We start from the raw sequence: 20,913 nt of genomic DNA on the forward strand, positions 1-20,913 counted from the left end.
TGAAAAAAACGTTATTCTTTCTCTAGAATCATAGGAAAGGATAGCGTTTTTTTGTTGTGCAAATAAGTTAATTCAACTAGATAAAAAGGTTAGTAAAACCGAATCGGACGGTATACAATCTAGTTAGGAATAATAGTAGAATTGGTTCATGATCTAACCTCATCGATAGCTATTCTTAATCATATTTTTTGGAGTGATTGTATGCACAAGCTTATTCAGGCCATATTGCCGGTATTATTACTATTTATGATTCTGCCAATCTACCAGCCAGATGCTGCGTCTGCGGAAGGGACGCAGCAATCTGATGGTGTCATCGTCAAGTACAAAGAGACGAGCGATGAGCCGATCAACGAGTTGATAGAAAAGGTGGAGGTTCCTAAAGGGGAATCAACCGATAACCTGATCGAGGAACTTGAAGAACAGAAGGATGTGGAATATGCAGAACCAAACTATCTGTTCAAGAAGATGGAAAGCCCGAACGATCCAGCCTACATAGACCAGTGGCACCATAAAAAGCTTGGTACGGGTGCAGCGTGGACAAAGTCAATGGGATCGAAGGAGCTGATCGTTGCGATCATTGACGACGGCATCGATCGCAACCACGAAGATTTAAAAGGGAGGATCGTCAATGCCTATGATACGATACGCAATCGGAAGCATATCGTCCCAAAAGGGGAGCATGGAACGCATATCGCTGGCATCATTGCCGGTTCTGCGAACAACGGCATAGGCGGAACGGGTGTTGCCCCGAACGTAAAACTAATGCCGATCAACGTCTTTGATGGGGAGTATGCCGATACGGCAGATATCATTGACGCGATACATTATGCCGTTCAGCAAAAGGCAAACATCATCAATATGAGTTTAGGCGACACCAGTTATTCGGAGTCCTTGAACAAGGCCGTCCAGGAAGCCTATAAAAAAGGCGTACTGATCGTCGCGGCTGCCGGGAATGAAGGGGATATGGGCAAAAATGTACAGCGTGTGTACCCAGCTGCATTCAGCCACGTCATTTCCGTTGCTGCCACTAACTCAAGTGACAAACGTCCCAGTTATTCCAACTACCATTCAACAGTCGATATTGCGGCCCCTGGAGATGACATCCTTTCAACCTTGCCAAATGGTAAATACGGCTGGATGAGCGGAACATCGATGGCGACGCCAATGGTGGCGGGTGTAGCGGCATTGATTTGGTCCCATGAGCCCAAGCTCAACAAAACGGAGGTTGAATACCGTCTCTATGATTCAGCCGTGGACCTAGGTACAAAAGGGAAAGACATTTACTATGGAAACGGACGGGTCAATGCCAAAAAAGCACTGGAAATGAAGACGCTGACCAAACCGTCCGTGACTGCGATATCCGATAAGGACACCAAAATCAATGGGAAAATCCCGGCTGATTTCAAAACGGGGACAGTCTCCATTTATACCGATAAAAAACAACTCGCCATAGTGAAGATCAACGGCGAAAAAACGTTTACAGCGACCATTGCAAAACAAACAGCCGGCACGACCATCTTTACTAGGCTCATCGATAAATCGGGAAATAAAAGTATACCTGTTTCATTTAAGGTGGCAGATAAAACGGCTCCTGCAAGACCGTCCGTAAATACGGTAGGTGACAATACCGTAAAAGTAACCGGCAAAGCGGAAGCTAGCTCTTCCGTCACCGTCAAAACCGGCAAAACGGTTCTAGGCAAAGCAAATTCCAACAGCGCAGGGAATTTCACCGTAACGATGTCAAAAAAACAAAAAGCCGGAAAAGTCCTATCCGTTACAGCAACCGATAAAGCGGGCAATATAAGCTCGATCAAAACCGTGACCGTCGCAGACAAAACGGCACCAAGTAAACCGACGGTCAACACAGTCACGACAAAAACGACAATAGTAACCGGAAAGGCAGAAGCTAACTCCACAGTGTACATCAGAGCATCAAAAAAAGTGATCGGCTCTGCAACAGCAACGACCAAAGGTACATTCTCGGTTAGAATCCCCAAGCAAAAAGCCGGGAAGAACCTATATATTCATGCCAAAGATAAAGCGAAAAACGTAAGCGAATCAAGAAAAGTAACAGTTAAAAAGTGAATGGAAAAACAGGAACAGCCTCCAATCATCTGATTGGGGGCTGTTCCTGTTTCAATTGAAGGGGGGAAACGATACCGTTTTGGGCAAAAAAATAAGCAATAGCCAAAACAAGATAAGCAGTCGAGGAAAATGAATGTAATGAAGGTGCCGCTGCAGCTTTGCAGAAATTCAATAAATCAAATCTCATCTAAATTGCCATCATCGTTTAAAAAGAAAAATACAAATAAGGTGCTGCCATTACGTAGCACCTCAGTTCTTTAAAAATTATAGTAGCCATACTAAATCCAAAGCATTTATTCTTTCTTTGATTGTAACCAGTCTAAAAAGTCATCCCTGAAAACCCTTTTGGACCTTTTTAAACGAATCAAAGGAAAATCGGGATTTCCCATGTATTCATCAGCAGTTCTTTCACTAACATTTAAATAAGCTGCCAAATGCTCGACTGTTAATAATTCTGGCAGTTGTGAAATCTCATCCGTTTCGTTCGTTATTATTTCTGCCTTTTTTTCATGATATACGTAATTTATATGCCCTTCTCCCATGCAACCTGCTACTTTCTTCGAACACTTGGGACACGTCAGTGTATCAACTTTATCTTCCATAACAGAAAAACGAGAAACTACGCCAAATAGTGTTAAACAACTTTCACATAAATAAGTATATACACCTTCCACTTTCAAATGTATCACTCCTTAGACTTATCATTTGTTAAACTAACAAATTTTATAAGGAGCTAATCTGATATATGGTAGGCTTAAACGCTTGGTCTATATTCCCTATATAATATCACGGAGAAATGCTTGAATCATTGGAAGATAAACGGGCTAATCCTTGCTTCAATGTAAAGTGCACACATGCAATTAATAATAATCATATTTTCACTCATATTCCAAGGGAATTAAAATCACATTTAGGTCAATTATTAAAACAATGTTACTAATTGTAAAAAGTGTGTTAAAATAAATTTTATGTTTAAAAAGACCCTTGTTTTTTTATAAAGTTGTAACAATAAGTACATCGTACTAGAGGTTGATGATGCTTAATAAGGGACGGTAAAAAATCGCATTATCATATAGTTAAAGACTCTAAAAATTTTGCAGATTATATTATCTACTCAAGTTTCTCACCTTAAAAACTTAAACTCTACAGAACTTTATCAAGGCTCTAGCTATAGGGTAACATTTGTGACGAAGTCAACGAACTCGATTTTGCTGTTCATTGGAGCAGTTGTTCGAGCTACTTTAAGATGCCTTGAAGTACGAATAAATAAACACTGAAACTAATGAAAAGTTGAGTTACCTATCTCAAATTCGAGATATTTTTCCATTTATTAGAAATACTGGGGATATTTTTGGGGACTAAAACAAGATTCATATACAACCATATTCGAGCTTATATAACGGTTGAACAACATATGGTTCTTTTCCAAGCAAAAGATAAAAAACATTACGATTTTACTTATAGACAAGAGAGGGAGAACCAAAAGATGAGAGTTAAAAAAGCTATTATTCCAGCTGCAGGTCTCGGAACAAGATTTTTACCTGCAACCAAAGCCATTCCAAAAGAGATGTTGCCAATTGTAGATAAGCCTACCATTCAATATGTAGTGGAAGAGGCAATAGCATCTGGAATTGAAGATATCATTATTGTAACTGGAAAAGGAAAGCGGTCTATTGAAGATCATTTTGATTACGCTGTCGAATTGGAACAGAATCTTTTAGAAAAAGGGAAAAATGACTTACTTGAAAAGGTACAAGCGTCTTCCAAGGTAAATATTCATTATATAAGACAAAAAGAACCACGTGGTCTTGGTCATGCAGTATGGTGTGCCCGTAAATTTATTGGAAATGAACCATTTGCAGTCCTACTAGGAGATGACATTGTCCAGGCTGAAACACCTTGTTTGGAACAACTCATAAATGAGTATGAAAGAACTTCTTCATCTGTAATTGGTGTACAAACAGTACCTGAAAATCAGACACATCGTTATGGAATTGTTGATCCTCTAATGAAAGAAGGTAATTGTTACCAAGTTCTGAACTTTGTAGAAAAGCCTTCACCAGGTACAGCACCATCTAACTTAGCAATTATGGGACGATATATATTAACACCTGAAATCTTCATGTTATTAGAACAACAAGAGGTTGGAGCAGGTGGAGAAATCCAGTTAACCGATGCAATACAACAATTAAACCAAATCCAAAGAGTTTTCGCTTACGATTTCGAAGGTACAAGATATGATGTTGGAGAGAAATTAGGATTTATTCAAACTACTATAGAATTTGCATTGCAAAATGAAGAGTTAAAGAAAGAACTTCTCGGATATATAAAAGGCATTTTAGAAAAAGAAGAGCAGTTACAGGTTAACTAATTAAATTTATATTTCTCTGTCCGCACGGAGACTTTCTAGAGGTATCAGGCTAGTTACTACTGGCTTTTTCTTCGTGTGGGAATTAGAGAAAAAACGTAAAGAGTAAAGTGAAAAAGTAACCTATCATCAAGGAGAGAGCATTTTGGCAATAAAGAATCGTGACGATTATTACATTTATCTAGAATCTGATTTAGTAGCAAGAAAGTTGAAAAAGTGGAAGTACAGCTATAAAGTAATGCATCCTGAACTTTATTTCCAACGTCTGCTTAGAAAATCAGAGTATTTAAAGACTAAGAAATTAAACAGTTCATTTTCCATGTGGAGATATAACATGTCATTGAGAAAACTTAAAAAGGTAGGATCTATGCTAGGAATATCAATACATCCAGTGTCCTTCGGTCCAGGGTTAAAGATACCTCACAGTGGTTCTGTAATTGTTAATAAGAAGGCTCGAATCGGTAAGAATTGTGAAATTCATTCTGGAGTTAATATTGGAGTTCATAAAGGTCAGGTTCCTAAAATCGGAAATAATGTGTACATAGGACCTGGCGCAAAGATATTTGGGGGTATCAAAATCGGCAACAATGTTGCAATTGGTGCTAATTCAGTAGTAACCAAAGACGTACCTGATAATGTCACAGTTGTAGGTATTCCAGCTAAAATAATTTCTAGAAATACAGAAACTCAAGTTGTAAGAGCATATGACAAAGTGAAAAAGAAATACATGAATAAAAAATAAAATTTTTGCTATCTCTTCATATGAGCCAATGTTAATCATATCAGAAAATTCAATCAACATCAGTGCTTCCCTTTACAATTAGAGCTAATCATACAAAAGATAATAGGTGTATGGCTATGGGGAAAATAAGGAGGAGTAGGAGTATCAAAATGCGTGAGAGAAAAGAAAATGAACTGGCATTTAATCATGTCACCTGGGATGGGGTAAATCTACAAATTACTTTTGCTAAAGAAATTTTAGATAATATAGATACATTTCAACTTCAAATTCAAAGTCGGTATAGTAATAAGAAAAGAATTGTATCTTACAAGCGTAAAGCGTTTTTAAAGGAGCACGTAATTATAATTCCTTTAAAGGAACTTGAAGGGTTAGACAAGGGACGTTGGGACTTCTTTATTGAAGTTGAAAGCAATAAAGATGTTCGTAAGAAGAGAATAGGCCTATATGCTGCACGTGCAGCATCTGAATTAATGCGCTATTTAAAGCCCATTATTAATAATGGAACACAGGCTTTTATTCCTTATCTAACAGAAAAAAATGGTTTATCTATCCACAGCGCTAATATGCTGCAACTGGAAGACATTAGTTATAATGTTATACGTCTTTCTAAACAAGTATTGAGTGTAAAAGAAACAGATACAAAAGTATTCCTCAACTTTTCTGAGACTTTAAATAATAACATAAAAGATACGAGACTTGTTATGAAAAGTGGGGACAGTGTTTTTGTTCTTCCCATGAATATAGATACTGATGGAAAAACTCTTATAGTCAGTAAAAAAGACCTTCATTCGGTTTCACTAAAAGGAAAATGGAACTTATATTTACAAATGACCAAAGGCCATATACTAGAACGCTATGGTATAAATGTTCAAGTGAAATACCAAGATGATGAAATGAAGTTTCTTGTAAGAAAACAAGTAAAACAAATGTCCACGATTATTCAACATATTAAAGGGCAAGTGGATGCAGAAAATCTAAGGGTTGAGGATGGATATATAACATTTGATATATCGTCAAAAGAATTGAAGCATGCAAATAAGGTTGAATTTTATCTAAAGAAAAGACAAGAGCCTGAAATAATAACACTTGATGTAAAAAGGACCGTATTCGGGGGGAAAGAACAAATCATCATTCCGGCTTCACAGTTGAAAGAAAAGATTGCTGTTATAAGCCGTTGGGATTTGTATATGGAACTCTCCCATGATCACGTGAAAGTGAACAGACGGATAGGAAACTACAACGTTACGCCTTTGTCAGAGAAAGATAAGCGTGCAGGGTATTTAATGCTAAATGAAGCCGTAGGTATATCACCATATCTGACAAAAGATAACGAGTTCTCATTATATTTTTGTACTGAAGAACAGTATATGAATTCAAAGTATCCTGCAAAAACAAAACTTCATGAAGTATCTATGAATAAGGAAGGATTACTACAACTTACTGCCTCTATTCATGTAAAAGAAACAAATAGTTTTGTAGTAGACCATGTAACACTGAGGTTACGACAGGATAAGAGCCAGGTAATTCAGGTCCCTTGTGCTGAAGAGGTGTCACAGGACAAGTATAGTAGAAAGGTCAAAGCAGAATTAAATATTAGTCAGTTAGAATTAGAGCAATTTTATTGGGATTTTTTCATTACAATTACTCTAGGTAATGGTGATAAACGCCATGTACGTCTTAACAATGATAATTATTTAATTAGTAAAAAATTGAAACATGGTATGTTTCGATATACGATAAATACCCCGGATGAATATATGATTTATCCCTATATTACTATGAATGATTGTTTGAGTTTAACCTATCGACAAATAGGTGAATTTGAGTCTTTCAAGCATAAGAGTAACGAGTATACGGCCTATTTCCTATACATTCTTTTGGGTTGGTACTTTGCATGGAAGCCAATTTGGCTTATTCATGAAAAATATTCCGAAACGGCTCAAGATAATAGTTTCTATTTCTTCAAATATTGTTATGAAAATCATTATAATAAAAAGATATACTATGTGATTAAAAAGGGATCAGCTGATGAAAAAAATTTAGCCCCCTATAAAAAGCGCATCGTTTATTTTATGAGTGTCAAACACCTCCTACTGTTACTTGGATCAAAGCTAATTGTATCTTCGGAGACAAAAGGACACGGGTATGCATGGAGGGTTTCCCAAGGAGCTATCCGTGAATTTTTAAATGAGAAGAAATATGTGTTTTTACAACATGGAGTACTAGGTTTGAAAAGAGTCGATAATACATTTAAAGCAAATTCATCCAACGGTGCAGACCTATTTGTAGTATCCTCTGATTTTGAAAAAGAAATCGTAAAAAGCTATTTTGGATACAATGAAGAAAACGTCATTGTTACAGGCCTGTCAAGATGGGATGCATTAGAGGATAAATCGCTTCAAAATACAAAAAAAGAGATTTTCTTAATGCCTACATGGAGAAATTGGCTTGAAGAGGTAGAGGATGATAAATTTGTTTTATCAGATTATTTTCATGAATATAACAGTTTAATTCAATCAGAAAAGCTCTCCCAATTATTAAAGGAAAATGATATCACATTAAACTTCTATGTCCATCCGAAATTTATGCCGTACGTTGCAAATTTCACTAGTTCTCATGAGCATATTAATGTTATACAGTTTGGTGAGGCAAAAATTAATGATTTAATTATGCGTTCAAGTTTATTGATTACAGATTACTCTAGTGTAGCTTGGGAGACATATTATCAAAAGAAACCCGTTCTCTTCTTTCATTTTGATTTGGATAAGTATATAGAGAATCAGGGTAGCTACATGGATTTAAGAAATGATGTTTTTGGAGAGGTTGCTTACAACTCTTCAGAGTTAGTTGATAAATTAAGAGTTTATATAAACAATGGGTTTAAAGAAAAAGAAGAATTCAGTTCAATTAGAAACAATTATTTTAAACATGTTGATCACGATAACAGCTCAAGGATTTATAAGTATATCAGTGAACGTGAAAAATCACTTGTTAAATCGGATGGAATTCTAAAAGTCTTGAAAAGAAGTTACCTTCTTAAATATGTTTGGAGAAAGTACAAGCAAAATCCAATTGTTGGACGGATTGGCATGAGCATGTTAAATATATTAAGATAAAAACTTGAAATGCCGTTAGTTTTAAATTTTAACGGTAAAAATAAAAGCCCCTAGGATTTGAACTAGGGGCTTTTATCTATGGGGCTAGGTACCGGCTAATCAGCTGCAGTATTTGTTTCTAATGATTTTGGGGGTGAATTTATAAATGAATTTGAAGAAGCATTTACGTTCTTTCTAAATTCTATAGTTTTTCCATATAGAACTATTGGGGAACCTAATGTATCTACGAATTCATTATTGTGTATTTTAAACTTAGCAATCACTAATGCCCCTTTTGAGCTTTTATCCTTTCCATTTTTCGGATAGTAATAGTTACCTAGACTATCAATCTGAATTCCTAGTGCACATTCTATGAATTGATTTTCTTTTATAAGAACGTCTTTCCAATTATGTCCTCGTATAGCTGCATATGTCATTTTTTCAAAGGTATTGTCTATAATTTGAATGTTTGTGTATGGTCTATTATGGGACGCTGAATGACTGCCTACGCCAACCCCCCACGGATTCATATTTCTTACGTGCGAATTCCCAAAATAATTATGTTCTATCCTAACGTTTTTAGTTACAGTAAAGTCTACACTCCCAAATCGTCGAAATGCTTTATCAGATATCATCCCATCAATCTGAATGGCTTCTGTGTAATCATCATTACTCGAACGAGATCCTAAAAACTTACTATTTCGTATGAGAACATTTTTATTGCCTGCTAAATCTATTGCATGGCCACCTACTATGTTCTTTAACACGGTATCCCGGATAAGGATATTATGACCATGGGCAAAACCAAACACAGAAGGAGTTTGGAGTTTTATATTCGCTCCTCCAGCGTCCCAAATCCCGCCATCTATAATAATGTTGGAATTTCCATTATAACCATGGTAGGTAGCTTTAAAATCTCCATTCAACAACATAATGTCATTATTTGAGTCAGCTTTTTGCAGAATTGTTTTAGATGGAATCTTAAGCCATGTATTACTATAAATGTGTAATGATTTCTTCAGTGTGTACTTCCCTTTAGGCAATATTACTTTAATAGGTGTATCCGATTCTCTTGCAGTGTTCAATGCTTTTTGAATCTGTTTACTCGCATCACTTCCGTGTGGGATTGATACTGGGATTGTTTTATAGTCTTTTTGCAAAAGGTGCAATATCTCTTCCGTAAAAGGTTTCTGAATTGTAGATTGCTCGATTGTCTTTTCTGAAGACCTATCTGGGGTGGGAGGTGCAAAAGGATTCCACAATTTGAACAGCACTACGGAGCCTACAATAATAACTAAGATGACTGATATTTTCTTCAATTTTTTCAACCTTCATTCTTTGGGTATGCTACCGATAATTCCTTGCATCATGCAGTCTTGGAGAGGTATGGTTTATTTGCTTTCACTAATGGAATAAAATTTATTGAGCAATTTGCCTACACCAGCCTTACGATTCTTATGAAAATCTTCTTATGACGATGAAGCTAGGAGTAATTCATCTCTTTCTATATGTAAACACGTGAATTCATTGTTCCTCATTAGAGACGAATTCTTTTTGTGTGTATTGAGTTGCCATGGAAGAAAACGATCAGGATATAGTAAATTGAATATCATTGGAATCCAATAGGTGTTTTACGATCCAAACGCTGTTTTATGTAAAAATCTATTCTACATCTATATTAGAAGGAGATTTGACAGGCACGCCATGCTAATCAACAGAAATATATAAAGTTTTGAGACGTTGGCTTCTCGTGAGTGTATACGAGATCGTTTTATTTCCAAATTGGATAAAGTTCTTCGACCATCTTTCCTTTGTTGGTCTATTATAACATTATCCTAGTATTAAACACTTCCTAACTATTACATCTGCTCATACCACATAATCGCAGTATCCAAATCAGTTAACAGCCAATCCAACATGAGTAATTGCTGTCAGTATCCCCCTGATAATGAATATACCCTTTTAAGGTGAGGGCAAACGGTACTTTTTTTGGACAAAAAAAAGAAGCAATAGCCAATATTGCTTCTGGTTTACATATATCGACCTCATGAAATTCTTTAAATCTCACCCTCTTCAAGCCTCCTATTATACTCAACTTTACTTATTAATCCCTTAGCGTTACAGGTAAGACAATCTGTATAAATATCGTAAGCGCCTGTACCTGCACAAACATGGCATTTAACATGAGTTTCCGGTATATCCTTATGCATGAATGAAAAAGCTTTTCCAATATACTGCAGAATAATCATTCCCAAAACTCCTTTTTTTTCTATCATACAACGAAAAAGAGAGAAGGAAACAGGAAATACAATAACATTACTTAAAACAAATAAAACCATAACATAGTTTACATGGGGTTAAAAAATTGAAGGGGATTCGTTTTTAGTATTAGGTTTAATGCTCGCAGAGTTCGTCTCTACCAAAGCAAAATAAAAAGAGCCCTAGGGCTCTAAAATAAACTATTAATGATCAATTTTAGCCAACCAATAAAAGAAATCCATAACGGTATGCTCAAAGATGTACCAAACAAAAGTCCTTTAAAGAAATTCCCTTCATTTTCACCTATCATATAGAACACACCTCTCGGCTTGGTTTTCTTGTGATAATTATAAATGAAAGCGTTTTCTTTGGATATGAGTCATTTGAAGCAATTACTTTACAATTTAATCCTAAAGATTAAGCAGATCAGTTGAATCTGTCGGAGGACATAAAAACTAATTGTCGAGTGTTGTCTGAATAAATTGGAAAATTATTCATTAATGCTGAAAATCTGATAGTTATAATTAATGAGAGAAAAATAATCGAAAAAAGTGGAGTAGAGTTTCTGTAACGGTACTCAAATAAGAGTTTGCTTTATTTTATATGACTTCCATGTCAGTTACTAATATTCAATTATTATGGGAGGTAAAGATGAGGAAATATGGTTTAGTCATGATCGCTGGAATTTGCTTAGCAGTGCTGGTTTTTGGCCATCTGCATTGGAAAAACATAAGTCAGGCAGCAGGGGTAGAGGCTAGAGAAGCTGCAACAAAAGTGAAAGAAGAGGAAAAAGAAGAAAGGGAAGCATTAATCCAAAGTTTAAATCCGGAAAATAATAAACAGCAGCCGTTAATAGATTACCTGCATTATAAGTCGCTAACGCAAGAAAGGGTTATTGTTTCCCTATTGGGAAGTAACGGTACCTCAGGAACCGGGGCAAGTAAGACTTCCAATAGTTGGGCTAGAAGCTTAGAGAAGAGTCTGCGAGCAGATCGTGATGATTTAGAAACACTAAGTTTCATTAATCATGGACATGAGGGATATTCAACAGAGGATTTGATAAAAGGAAAGAAAATTGAAGCGGTCATACAAGATGATCCCGATCTGATTATTTTTGAAAATTCGTTGATCAACAATCATTATCAATCATTAAGCTTGGAACAGACAAAAAAAGATTTGGAAAGCATCATGACAAAGTTACAGAAAGAGCTACCTAATGCAAAGATTCTTATCATTTCACCAAGCCCAGTCGCCAATGGTAAAACGGAGAATAGTTTAGGTTTGAATTATTTAGATTATATTCATGCTTCCGAACATGTCATCAATACGAATAAATGGAACTATCTGAATAAGAAAAAAAAGATAGAAAAGAAGCTAAGTGAAAAGAATATGAGATTGGCTGATATACTGACGAATGATAATATCCATCCCAATGATCAAGGAAGGGCATTACATATGGTTCGAGGTGTTGCAGGAATATTTTAAGTTAAAGTAGTATATATAATAAAAGGGGGAAACGTGGCTATATCCACGCTTCCCCCTTTAATTTTATTCATTGTACGAAAAGAAAGCGGTATCATAATTTCTCAAGCCTTAAAGACATCACTTTCTACCTTGAATAAATTCGCGCATTTCCTCTTTCGATATACCTGAACCCATAACATCCTGCATGATTTCCATCCACTCTTCATCCATGACCTTGTCTACTTGTTCATTCAACAGAGCATCCACTTTAATACAAAGGATTTTAGCGATCTTTTCCAAAACTAAAATAGTAGGGTTTGTTTGAAGGTTTCTTTCAAGTGAGCTTATATAGGATTTGGCAACGCCGGATTTTGCGGAGAGTTCACTTATTGACATTTTCCTTTCTTCCCTAAGCAACTTAACTCGGTAACCTATCATTGTGACCACACCTAACCATTAATATAAAATTACATACTGATTTAAACTATCACTTTCAGTTTACACATTTCCCTTTCATTTTTAATGATAACTAGGCACTAAAATACTTGACACAATTATATATATAAACGAATTTTCCTGTGTTGGTAGGCATTTAGTTAGGTTTTCATTATGGTAAATATTGTTAAATCGCACGCGACCCTAACAAAATATGGTAGTAGGTGTATACTTAGGTTTAATGAAATTTCAGGCGCAAATATTCTGGAATATGAGTTATTTACAGGTCATTAATACAATATTTGAAATTTAGAATTTTTTTCCTTTGTATTAGCGTTTTCTTTTTTGTAAAATTACTTAGGCATTTGAAAAGAATTCTTTCATTGTAAGTTTCATGTAAATTTCCTTGAAAATACATAATAATAGGTAATATTATGGTATAATGCAATAGGTCATTTTTAACATATCAGGAGGATGAAATGGAAGAAACTATTAGTATTAAAGATATTTTTAAAACATTAAAGAAACGTTGGAAGCTAATCATGCTGCTAACATTAATTGCCGCTTTGATTAGTGGATCAATTTCTTATTTTTTATTAACACCAGTTTACCAATCTTCAACACAGATCCTGGTTAATCAGAAACAATCGGAAAACCAATTGGACTCGATTCAAATCAAATCGAATATTGATATGATCAATACATACAGTGTGATCATAAAAAGCCCTGCCATTTTGGAGAAGGTCATTGATGAGCTTGAACTAGACCAAAGCGTAGATCAACTTAGTCAAAAAATCACTATTAACAGTCAAGAAAATTCGCAAGTCTTCTCATTAACGGTTCAAGATAGTAATCCTGCCAAGGCAGTTGAGATTGCCAACACGGTTTCTTCAATTTTTCAAAAGGAAATCAAGGATATCATGAACGTCGATAATGTTAGCGTACTTGCTAAGGCAGAAATTAAGGAGAACCCTACACCTGTAAAACCTAATCCACTATTGAATATCGCTATTGCAGTTGTGGTGGGATTGATGGCTGGAATAGGCTTGGCATTCCTACTAGAGTATTTGGACAATACGATTAAGGACGAGGATGATATAGAGAGACTCCTTGACTTGCCATTACTTGGATCTATTCAAAAAATATCGCAACATAAATAAAGAACCATTCAGTGACAATAAGAAAGGAAGTGGGATTTTTGAGAAGTAAAGATGATAAACAAGTGAATTTAATTGCGCAGACTAATCCTAAATCGCCTATTACTGAACAATATCGATTAATTAGGACAAACATACAATTCTCTTCAGTAGATAAAGAAATCAAAACGATTGTGGTTACTTCATCGGAGCCTAATGATGGGAAATCGACGACAGCTGCCAACCTAGCGATTGTGCTTGCTCAAGAAGAGAAAAAAGTATTACTCGTGGATGCGGACTTAAGGAAACCATCGGTTCATTATGCATTTAACCTTAGTAATATACATGGACTTACTAGCGTATTGACAAAGAAAATAGACTTAAGAAAAACTATCTTGAATTCAAATGTTTCAAACTTAGACATTTTAACAAGTGGGCCTATACCACCTAATCCTTCAGAGTTATTAAATTCCAAAGCGATAGAAACTGCGATTGATGAACTAAAAGGAATGTATGATTATATCATTTTTGATACACCACCAGTTCTGGTAGTGCCGGATTCCCAGATTGTTTCCAATAAATGTGATGGCGTGATAATGGTAGTGGCGAGCGGCAAGACAAACAAACAAAGTGCAGTGAAAGCAAAGGAGCTTTTAGTGAAAGCTAATACAGCCTTGCTTGGAGTAGTTTTGAATGGTGTTGAAACGGATAACAGCAATTATTATTATTATCAATCTTAATGAATTAAAACATTTTTCGACAAAATAACACCCTGTTTGATGGCAGTTTTATATGCTACTATTAGTCAGGGTATTAATTCCTATCTGGTTTCTTAGTGATTAAGCCGATTATCCCATTTTTATAAAAGGAAGTGTGAGAAATTTGATTGACATACATTGTCACATTCTCCCAGGGGTTGATGATGGATCTGTGGACATGAAGGAAAGCTTGAATATGGCAAGAAAAGCTGTAGAAACAGGAATCACCGATATTTTTGCCACGCCTCATCACTTAAATGAGAAATATGTAAATGTTAAGAACGATATCATTAACCGTGCAGTGAGATTAAATGAGAGTTTACGACAAAACAATATTCCTCTTATTATTCATCTAGGTCAAGAAGTAAGAATACACCGGGACATATTTACTACACTTGAAAAGGAAGAAATCCTAACGCTAGACGATAACGGAAGGTATTTGCTACTAGAGCTTCCGTCGGGAAGCGTCCCTACATACACCCAAGAAGTGATTTACGAGCTGCAGCTAAAAGGAATAAAACCTATTATCGTTCACCCGGAAAGAAATAAGGAATTGATCGAGAATCATAAACTTTTATTTGAGTTGGTTCAAGAGGGTGCCTTAACTCAACTTACCTCTGGTAGTATTATCGGTCAATTTGGAAAAAATGTTAGATCATTTTCAAAAAAAATAATTGAACATAATCTGGCTCACTTTATTGCAACAGATGCACATAATATAGGCTCTAGAGGGTTCACGTTACAACAAGCCTATGAAACAATCACAAAAACATACGGAATGCAGCGTACATTTTATTTTAAAGAAAACGCAGAACAGTTATTAAAGGACCAAAGTCCTGCTGTTGAAAAACCAGTACCATTCAAAAAGAAAATTTTAGGGATTTTTTAAAAAGATTGATAATTAGGGGCGTTTACAAACAATAAAAAAATTTTGTCTTCATGTAAAGTTCTACGTTATATAGTTATTAGTATGAACATTATAGATTGATAAATTACCTTCATTTTGGTTAGTGTCTGTTCAAACGACAAATAGCCTTTAGGTTATAAGGACATAAAAAAAGCAAAAAGGAACTTACACAGCATATTTATTTTATTTAAAAAATGAAAATCATGTGAAATGGAATACAATTCATTAAAACTGTTTTTAATAGAGAGTAAATCAAACATTATTTAAGGGGGAAATGTGGTTGGCCTACCGAAAACGATTAACACTTCTGGCCCTATTAGACTCATTAATAGTATTATCGGCCATATATGTAAGTTATTTATTCTTGTATCCCTATTTGGAAATATTTAAATTACCAACGCTCTTAGTCACATCAGTATCTCTATTAATCAGCCATCATTTTTTTGCTTCTATTTATAAACTGTATAAAAAGGCCTGGGAATATGCGAGTATTGGAGAGTTATTGTCCATCGTTAAAGCCGTAAGCCTATCGGTTATCACAGTTATCGCCATTCAGTTAATCGTTTTTCAAGATGTTTATGTAAGGGCCATGGCATTGACGTGGATGATGCATGTCATCCTAATTGGCGGTTCCCGGTTTTCGTGGAGAATGCTTCGTGACCGTTTGATAAATAATCAAAAGGAAACCAGAAACACATTGGTAATCGGAGCGGGATCTGCTGGAACCATGGTTGTACGTCAGCTTCTAAATAATCATGATACTGAACTTAAACCAGTAGCATTCATTGATGATGATCCGAAAAAAGATAAGCTAGATATATTAGGAATACCTGTTGTCGGTAACTCAAAATATATCCCCGAAATGGTGGAAAAATATCATATAGATAATATTGTCATTGCAATTCCTTCATTAAGTAAGAAAGAATTGAAGGTCATCTTTGAGGAATGTGTAAAAACTAATGCAAAAACACAAATCATGCCGATGCTTGAAGATATTATGTTAGGGAAAGTAGCCGTTAATCAGTTTAAAGAAGTAGAAGTGGAAGATCTTTTAGGAAGAGAGCCTGTTGAATTAGATATTAATAGTATTTCTGAATATGTAACTGGTAAGACCATATTAGTAACTGGAGCTGGAGGATCTATTGGTTCGGAGATTTGCCGTCAGATATGCAGGTTCTCTCCTGGAACTCTTATAATACTAGGACATGGTGAAAATAGCATTTATCAGATTGACATGGAACTGAAAAAGCTATATGCCAATCAAATCGAAATCATACCTGTCATTGCAGATATTCAAGATCGAGATAGGATTTTTGAAGTGATGGAAACCTACCGACCTGATGTTGTTTACCATGCGGCTGCACACAAACATGTTCCACTAATGGAATACAACCCTCGTGAAGCAATCAAGAATAACGTTTTTGGTACAAAGAATGTTGCAGAAGCGGCAGAAACTTTTGGTGTTGGTGCGTTTGTCATGATTTCTTCTGATAAAGCCGTTAACCCAACAAACGTCATGGGTTCAACCAAGCGAATAGCTGAAATGATCATCCAGCAGTTAGCAAAAAATAGTTCAACAAAATTTGTTGCGGTTCGTTTCGGAAATGTTTTAGGCAGCAGGGGAAGTGTCATTCCTTTATTTAAAAAGCAAATCCAGGCAGGTGGACCAGTAACGGTCACACATCCAGATATGACAAGGTATTTTATGACTATACCTGAAGCATCCAGATTAGTCATTCAGGCAAGTTCTTTGGCTCGAGGCGGAGAAATATTCGTTCTTGATATGGGTGAACCTGTTAAGATTGTTGAATTAGCAACAAACCTTATCCAGTTATCAGGTTATTCCATAGACGAAATTGGAATCGAATTCTCAGGAATTCGGCCAGGTGAGAAAATGTATGAGGAGCTATTAGGAGAAAAAGAGGTTCATAGTGAAGCTGTGTTTCCTAAAATATTTATAGGGAAAGCGGTTCTGGAGCAGGAAGAGGAAATACAGTATCTTTTAAACTCTTATGATAATTTTTCCATAACAGAACTTAAAGAATTTGTAATAAATTTAGCAAATCGAAGAAAGAACAAAGCTTTCGCGGCAGTGAAATAGCCAAAAGTAGGAGGACTAATAAGTGAAGAAAATCACAAAAGCAATCATTCCTGCAGCAGGATTAGGTACTCGTTTTTTGCCTGCTACTAAAGCGATGCCAAAGGAGATGCTGCCAATCGTTGATAAACCAACGATTCAGTACATAGTGGAGGAAGCTGTTGCATCAGGAATAGAAGATATAATAATTGTTACTGGAAAAGGTAAACGGGCGATTGAAGATCATTTTGATTACGCTCCTGAACTTGAACAGAATCTAATGGAAAAAGGAAAAGTAGAGTTGCTCAATAAGGTACAATACTCCACTAACCTTGCTAATATCCATTACATTAGACAGAAGGAACCAAAAGGATTAGGTCACGCTGTATGGTGTGCACGTAAATTCATTGGGGACGAGCCATTTGCCGTACTTTTAGGTGATGATATTGTACAGAGTGAAACTCCTTGCTTAAAGCAGTTGATGAATCAGTTTGAGGAATCAAATAATTCAATTATCGGAGTTCAGACTGTACCTAAGGAAGAAACCAATCGCTATGGGATAATAGACCCTGCTTTTCAAGATGGACGGCTATATCAAGTTGCAAACTTTGTAGAAAAACCAGCATTAGGAACAGCTCCTTCCAATTTGGCAATAATGGGAAGGTATATCCTTACTCCAGAAATCTTCAGTATGCTTGATCAACAAGAAGCTGGTGCAGGAGGGGAAATTCAGTTAACGGATGCGATTCAACAGTTAAACCAATTACAGCAAGTTTTTGCTTATGATTTTGAAGGAAAACGATATGACGTTGGGGAAAAGTTTGGGTTTGTGAAAACTACGATTGAGTTTGCACTTCAGGATAAGGAACTTAGAAATGAATTATTGGAATTTATGGAGTTAAAAATCAATGAAAAAAGGTCGAGTTTAATACAAAAATAAATTTAGAAATTATGTTGTACCGCCCTACTTAAATGATTTTTTATAGTATGTGCGAACTATTTTGAAAAATAGAAGATATTATTTTAAGTAAATGAAGGATAATGTCACTTGTTTATTCCCTTACACAAAAGAAGAGTTTTTATCTAAAAATCAAAGCATAAAGTAGGTGCCTTATTTGAGACAATTTCAACTAATCATAAAAAGAACATTGGATATTTCACTTTCTTTTATTGGGATAATAGGGTTAAGCCCAATCATTTTAATCATCTCAATAATGATAGTGAAAAAGCTCGGTAGTCCCATATTTTTTGTTCAAGCTAGACCTGGGAAAGACGGGAAAGTTTTTAAAATGATTAAATTTAGGACTATGTTAAATTCAACAGACAAAAACGGAAATCTTTTACCTAATGAACTAAGACATACTAAATTCGGAAAAGTTTTAAGAAGTACAAGCTTAGATGAATTGCCAGAGCTCATCAACGTATTAAAGGGTGATATGAGTTTAGTAGGGCCAAGACCTTTACTAGTTGAATATCTTCCTCTATACAATAAAAGGCAAGCAAGAAGACATGAGGTTAGACCAGGGATTACTGGGTTAGCTCAAGTTAATGGTAGAAATGGTTTATCATGGGAAGAGAAATTTGATTATGATATAAGGTATATTGACAATTTTAATATACTTTTAGATATTAAAGTCCTTATATTAACTATAAAAAAGGTTTTTGTAAGGGAAGGAATAAATTTTGATAAGGAAATACAAAATCAAAATAACAAGTTCTCTGGGGAGGGGAATCAATAAGTGAAACCTCTATACATCATTGGAAGTGGCGGCTTTAGTAAACAAGTTCTGGAGATTGTGGAAGAAATAAATACTCATAAAAAAGAATATGAATTAGTAGGAATAATTGATGATGATAAAAGTAAATTGGGGAAAGAAGTACTTGGATATAAAATCATTGGAGATACAAATTATTTAAAGTGTATCTCTGAAAATAATGTTATATACGCTGTTATTGCAATTGCTGATGGTAAGGTAAGAGAGAAACTTAGTAAAAATTTATTAAAAGTAAGATGGATTAATCTTATTCACCCTAAAGCGATTATTAGCAAATATACAACTATGGGTGAAGGAAACGTGATATGCGGAGGAGTCATTATTAATCCAGAATGTGAAATAGGTAATCATTGTAATATAAACATTAGTTGTACTTTAGGCCATGATATTGTTTTGGACGATTATTCTACTTTAATGCCAGGATGCAATATTTCAGGTAATGTAAAAATAAAATCTTATTCAACTGTAGGTACGGGAAGCTGCATTATTCAAAATAAAACAATTAATGAGAATTCTTATATTGGAGCAGGTTCAGTAGTAATTGAGGATGTTGAAAAAAACAGTTTATATGTCGGTGTTCCTGCAAAAAAAATTAAAGAACATGGATTCAGGAGGGCGTTATGATTAATAAAACAATACCTCTTTCAGTTCCAAACCTATCTTTAGAGATCCTAGAGAACGTTAAAGAAACAATTGAAACGGGTTGGGTGTCGACTGGAGGAAGATTTATTCAGGAATTTGAAAATAAAATGGCTAAATATGTGGGAATGGAAAGAGCAATAGCTTGTCAAAGTGGGACTGCAGGTTTACATCTTGCTTTAAAAGTGCTTGGTGTAGAACATGATGATGAAGTTATCGTCCCAACTTTAACATTTATAGCAGCAGTGAATCCTATAAAATATATGGGTGCAGAGCCTGTTTTTATGGACTGTGATGATAGTCTTAATATGGACATGGATAAGCTAGAAGAGTTTTTAGAATATGAATGTGAATTTGTAGGCGGACAAGTTATTAATAAAAAGTCTAAAAAAGTAATAAAAGCTATCATTGTTGTCCATGTTTTTGGAAATCCCGCGAATATGGAAAGATTGATGAAAATTAAATTGAAATATAACTTGAAAGTTTTAGAGGATGCAACTGAGGCTTTGGGGTCTTTTTATTTGGAAGGGGAATACGTAAATAGACATTGTGGAACTATTGGTGATATAGGAGTTTATTCCTTTAATGCCAATAAAATTATTACAACCGGTGGGGGAGGCATGGTGGTATCTAACCAACTAGAGTTACTAGAAGAGATAGCTTTTCTTTCTTCTCAAGCTAAGACAGATCCCTTATATTTCGTGCATGATAACGTTGGTTATAACTACCGTATGACCAACATTCAAGCAGCTTTCGGTACTGACCAGATTGATAGACTAGAACACTTTATAGAAACAAAAGAGAAAAATTATAACCTATATAAAGAAGCTATTGAAAACATAGAAGGTCTTACCATATTGCCTTTTAGAGCAGATACAAGAGCTAATTATTGGTTTTATTCAATAATTATAGATAAAGAAAAATATGGGGTGGATCGAGATAGGTTATTAAAAACTTTAAATGAATGTAATATACAAACTAGACCTTTGTGGGGATTAATTCACAAACAAAAACCATACTTAAACAACCAAGGTTATAAAATTGATAAGGCATATTATTATGAGCAAAACCTTCTTAATATTCCATGTAGCAGCAATCTGATTAGTGAAGATATTAAAATAGTAATCAAAGAATTAAAAAAATTTACAGTGGAAATGATGAGGGGAAATTGAA

The 20,913-nt window shown here is 35.2% G+C and carries 18 protein-coding genes; 13 read left to right on the forward strand and 5 right to left on the reverse strand.

Annotation, left to right across the window (positions count from 1 at the left end):
- The first annotated feature begins 201 nt into the window (after positions 1–201).
- Positions 202–2,085, forward strand: coding sequence for a S8 family peptidase (locus tag A6755_RS09690; RefSeq protein WP_063590535.1), 1,884 nt, complete (start codon positions 202–204; stop codon positions 2,083–2,085).
- Between the two features lie 293 nt (positions 2,086–2,378).
- On the opposite strand, the gene A6755_RS09695 is transcribed toward A6755_RS09690, so the two are convergent.
- The gene (locus tag A6755_RS09695) at positions 2,379–2,759 is read right to left on the reverse strand and encodes a helix-turn-helix transcriptional regulator (protein WP_244889736.1); all 381 of its coding nucleotides are present in this window, start codon (positions 2,757–2,759) and stop codon (positions 2,379–2,381) included.
- 812 nt (positions 2,760–3,571) lie between these two features.
- Here A6755_RS09695 and galU (A6755_RS09700) point away from each other — a divergent pair.
- The 3 genes from galU (A6755_RS09700) (at position 3,572) to A6755_RS09710 (ending at position 8,311) form a co-directional block, all read left to right on the forward strand.
- Positions 3,572–4,456, forward strand: a complete 885-nt coding sequence (galU, locus tag A6755_RS09700) for a UTP--glucose-1-phosphate uridylyltransferase GalU (RefSeq protein ID WP_063590536.1) — start codon at positions 3,572–3,574, stop codon at positions 4,454–4,456.
- Between the two features lie 142 nt (positions 4,457–4,598).
- On the forward strand, positions 4,599–5,195 hold the full coding sequence (locus A6755_RS09705; protein ID WP_063590537.1) for a serine O-acetyltransferase: 597 nt from the start codon (positions 4,599–4,601) through the stop codon (positions 5,193–5,195).
- Positions 5,196–5,344: 149 nt separating this feature from the next.
- Positions 5,345–8,311, forward strand: coding sequence for a CDP-glycerol glycerophosphotransferase family protein (locus tag A6755_RS09710; protein ID WP_063590538.1), 2,967 nt, complete (start codon positions 5,345–5,347; stop codon positions 8,309–8,311).
- A 95-nt stretch (positions 8,312–8,406) separates the two neighbouring features.
- On the opposite strand, the gene A6755_RS09715 is transcribed toward A6755_RS09710, so the two are convergent.
- The 3 genes from A6755_RS09715 to A6755_RS09720 form a co-directional block, all read right to left on the reverse strand.
- On the reverse strand, positions 8,407–9,609 hold the full coding sequence (locus A6755_RS09715) for a glycoside hydrolase family protein (RefSeq protein ID WP_063590539.1): 1,203 nt from the start codon (positions 9,607–9,609) through the stop codon (positions 8,407–8,409).
- A 581-nt stretch (positions 9,610–10,190) separates the two neighbouring features.
- The gene (locus tag A6755_RS27020) at positions 10,191–10,358 is read right to left on the reverse strand and encodes a hypothetical protein (RefSeq protein ID WP_174878706.1); all 168 of its coding nucleotides are present in this window, start codon (positions 10,356–10,358) and stop codon (positions 10,191–10,193) included.
- Positions 10,348–10,539: a hypothetical protein gene (locus A6755_RS09720; RefSeq protein WP_034308728.1), complete on the reverse strand. Its 192-nt coding sequence runs from the start codon at positions 10,537–10,539 to the stop codon at positions 10,348–10,350. The genes A6755_RS27020 and A6755_RS09720 overlap by 11 nt, the downstream gene beginning before the upstream one ends.
- A gap of 661 nt (positions 10,540–11,200) precedes the next feature.
- On the opposite strand from A6755_RS09720, the gene A6755_RS09725 reads away from it, so the two are divergent.
- Positions 11,201–12,034, forward strand: a complete 834-nt coding sequence (locus tag A6755_RS09725) for an SGNH/GDSL hydrolase family protein (protein ID WP_063590540.1) — start codon at positions 11,201–11,203, stop codon at positions 12,032–12,034.
- Positions 12,035–12,151: 117 nt separating this feature from the next.
- Here A6755_RS09725 and A6755_RS09730 read toward each other — a convergent pair whose 3' ends face one another.
- Complete coding sequence (locus A6755_RS09730; protein WP_063590541.1) at positions 12,152–12,451, reverse strand: helix-turn-helix domain-containing protein; 300 nt, start codon at positions 12,449–12,451, stop codon at positions 12,152–12,154.
- A gap of 476 nt (positions 12,452–12,927) precedes the next feature.
- On the opposite strand from A6755_RS09730, the gene A6755_RS09735 reads away from it, so the two are divergent.
- From A6755_RS09735 to A6755_RS09770, 8 genes are all read left to right on the forward strand, one after another.
- Positions 12,928–13,608 (forward strand): YveK family protein, encoded by a 681-nt coding sequence (locus A6755_RS09735; RefSeq protein WP_063590542.1) that lies wholly within the window; start codon positions 12,928–12,930, stop codon positions 13,606–13,608.
- Between the two features lie 38 nt (positions 13,609–13,646).
- The gene (locus A6755_RS09740) at positions 13,647–14,324 is read left to right on the forward strand and encodes a CpsD/CapB family tyrosine-protein kinase (RefSeq protein ID WP_244889655.1); all 678 of its coding nucleotides are present in this window, start codon (positions 13,647–13,649) and stop codon (positions 14,322–14,324) included.
- A gap of 133 nt (positions 14,325–14,457) precedes the next feature.
- Positions 14,458–15,231 (forward strand): tyrosine-protein phosphatase, encoded by a 774-nt coding sequence (locus tag A6755_RS09745; protein ID WP_343929281.1) that lies wholly within the window; start codon positions 14,458–14,460, stop codon positions 15,229–15,231.
- Positions 15,232–15,529: 298 nt separating this feature from the next.
- On the forward strand, positions 15,530–17,350 hold the full coding sequence (locus A6755_RS09750) for a polysaccharide biosynthesis protein (RefSeq protein WP_063590545.1): 1,821 nt from the start codon (positions 15,530–15,532) through the stop codon (positions 17,348–17,350).
- Between the two features lie 22 nt (positions 17,351–17,372).
- Positions 17,373–18,266 (forward strand): UTP--glucose-1-phosphate uridylyltransferase GalU, encoded by an 894-nt coding sequence (galU, locus tag A6755_RS09755; RefSeq protein ID WP_063590546.1) that lies wholly within the window; start codon positions 17,373–17,375, stop codon positions 18,264–18,266.
- Positions 18,267–18,441: 175 nt separating this feature from the next.
- A complete protein-coding gene (locus A6755_RS09760) occupies positions 18,442–19,065 on the forward strand; it encodes a sugar transferase (protein ID WP_244889656.1) in 624 nt (207 codons plus the stop codon).
- Entirely contained in the window at positions 19,066–19,725 is a 660-nt protein-coding gene (locus tag A6755_RS09765; RefSeq protein ID WP_063590548.1) for an acetyltransferase, read from the forward strand. It abuts the gene before it with no gap.
- Positions 19,722–20,912 (forward strand): LegC family aminotransferase, encoded by a 1,191-nt coding sequence (locus tag A6755_RS09770; protein ID WP_063590549.1) that lies wholly within the window; start codon positions 19,722–19,724, stop codon positions 20,910–20,912. Before A6755_RS09765 ends, A6755_RS09770 begins: the two co-directional genes overlap by 4 nt.
- Position 20,913 lies beyond the last annotated feature (1 nt).

Source organism: Peribacillus frigoritolerans (assembly GCF_001636405.1).
Classification (GTDB): Bacteria; Bacillota; Bacilli; order Bacillales; family DSM-1321; genus Peribacillus; species Peribacillus frigoritolerans.

Coding starts and splice junctions, on each gene's coding strand:
- A6755_RS09710 (WP_063590538.1), top strand. CDS start 5,345: ATGCGTGAGAGAAAAGAAAATGAACTGGCATTTAATCATGTCACCTGG.
- galU (WP_063590536.1), top strand. CDS start 3,572: ATGAGAGTTAAAAAAGCTATTATTCCAGCTGCAGGTCTCGGAACAAGA.
- A6755_RS09720 (WP_034308728.1), bottom strand. CDS start 10,539: ATGATTATTCTGCAGTATATTGGAAAAGCTTTTTCATTCATGCATAAG.
- A6755_RS09770 (WP_063590549.1), top strand. CDS start 19,722: ATGATTAATAAAACAATACCTCTTTCAGTTCCAAACCTATCTTTAGAG.
- A6755_RS09735 (WP_063590542.1), top strand. CDS start 12,928: ATGGAAGAAACTATTAGTATTAAAGATATTTTTAAAACATTAAAGAAA.
- A6755_RS09690 (WP_063590535.1), top strand. CDS start 202: ATGCACAAGCTTATTCAGGCCATATTGCCGGTATTATTACTATTTATG.
- A6755_RS09725 (WP_063590540.1), top strand. CDS start 11,201: ATGAGGAAATATGGTTTAGTCATGATCGCTGGAATTTGCTTAGCAGTG.
- A6755_RS09730 (WP_063590541.1), bottom strand. CDS start 12,451: ATGATAGGTTACCGAGTTAAGTTGCTTAGGGAAGAAAGGAAAATGTCA.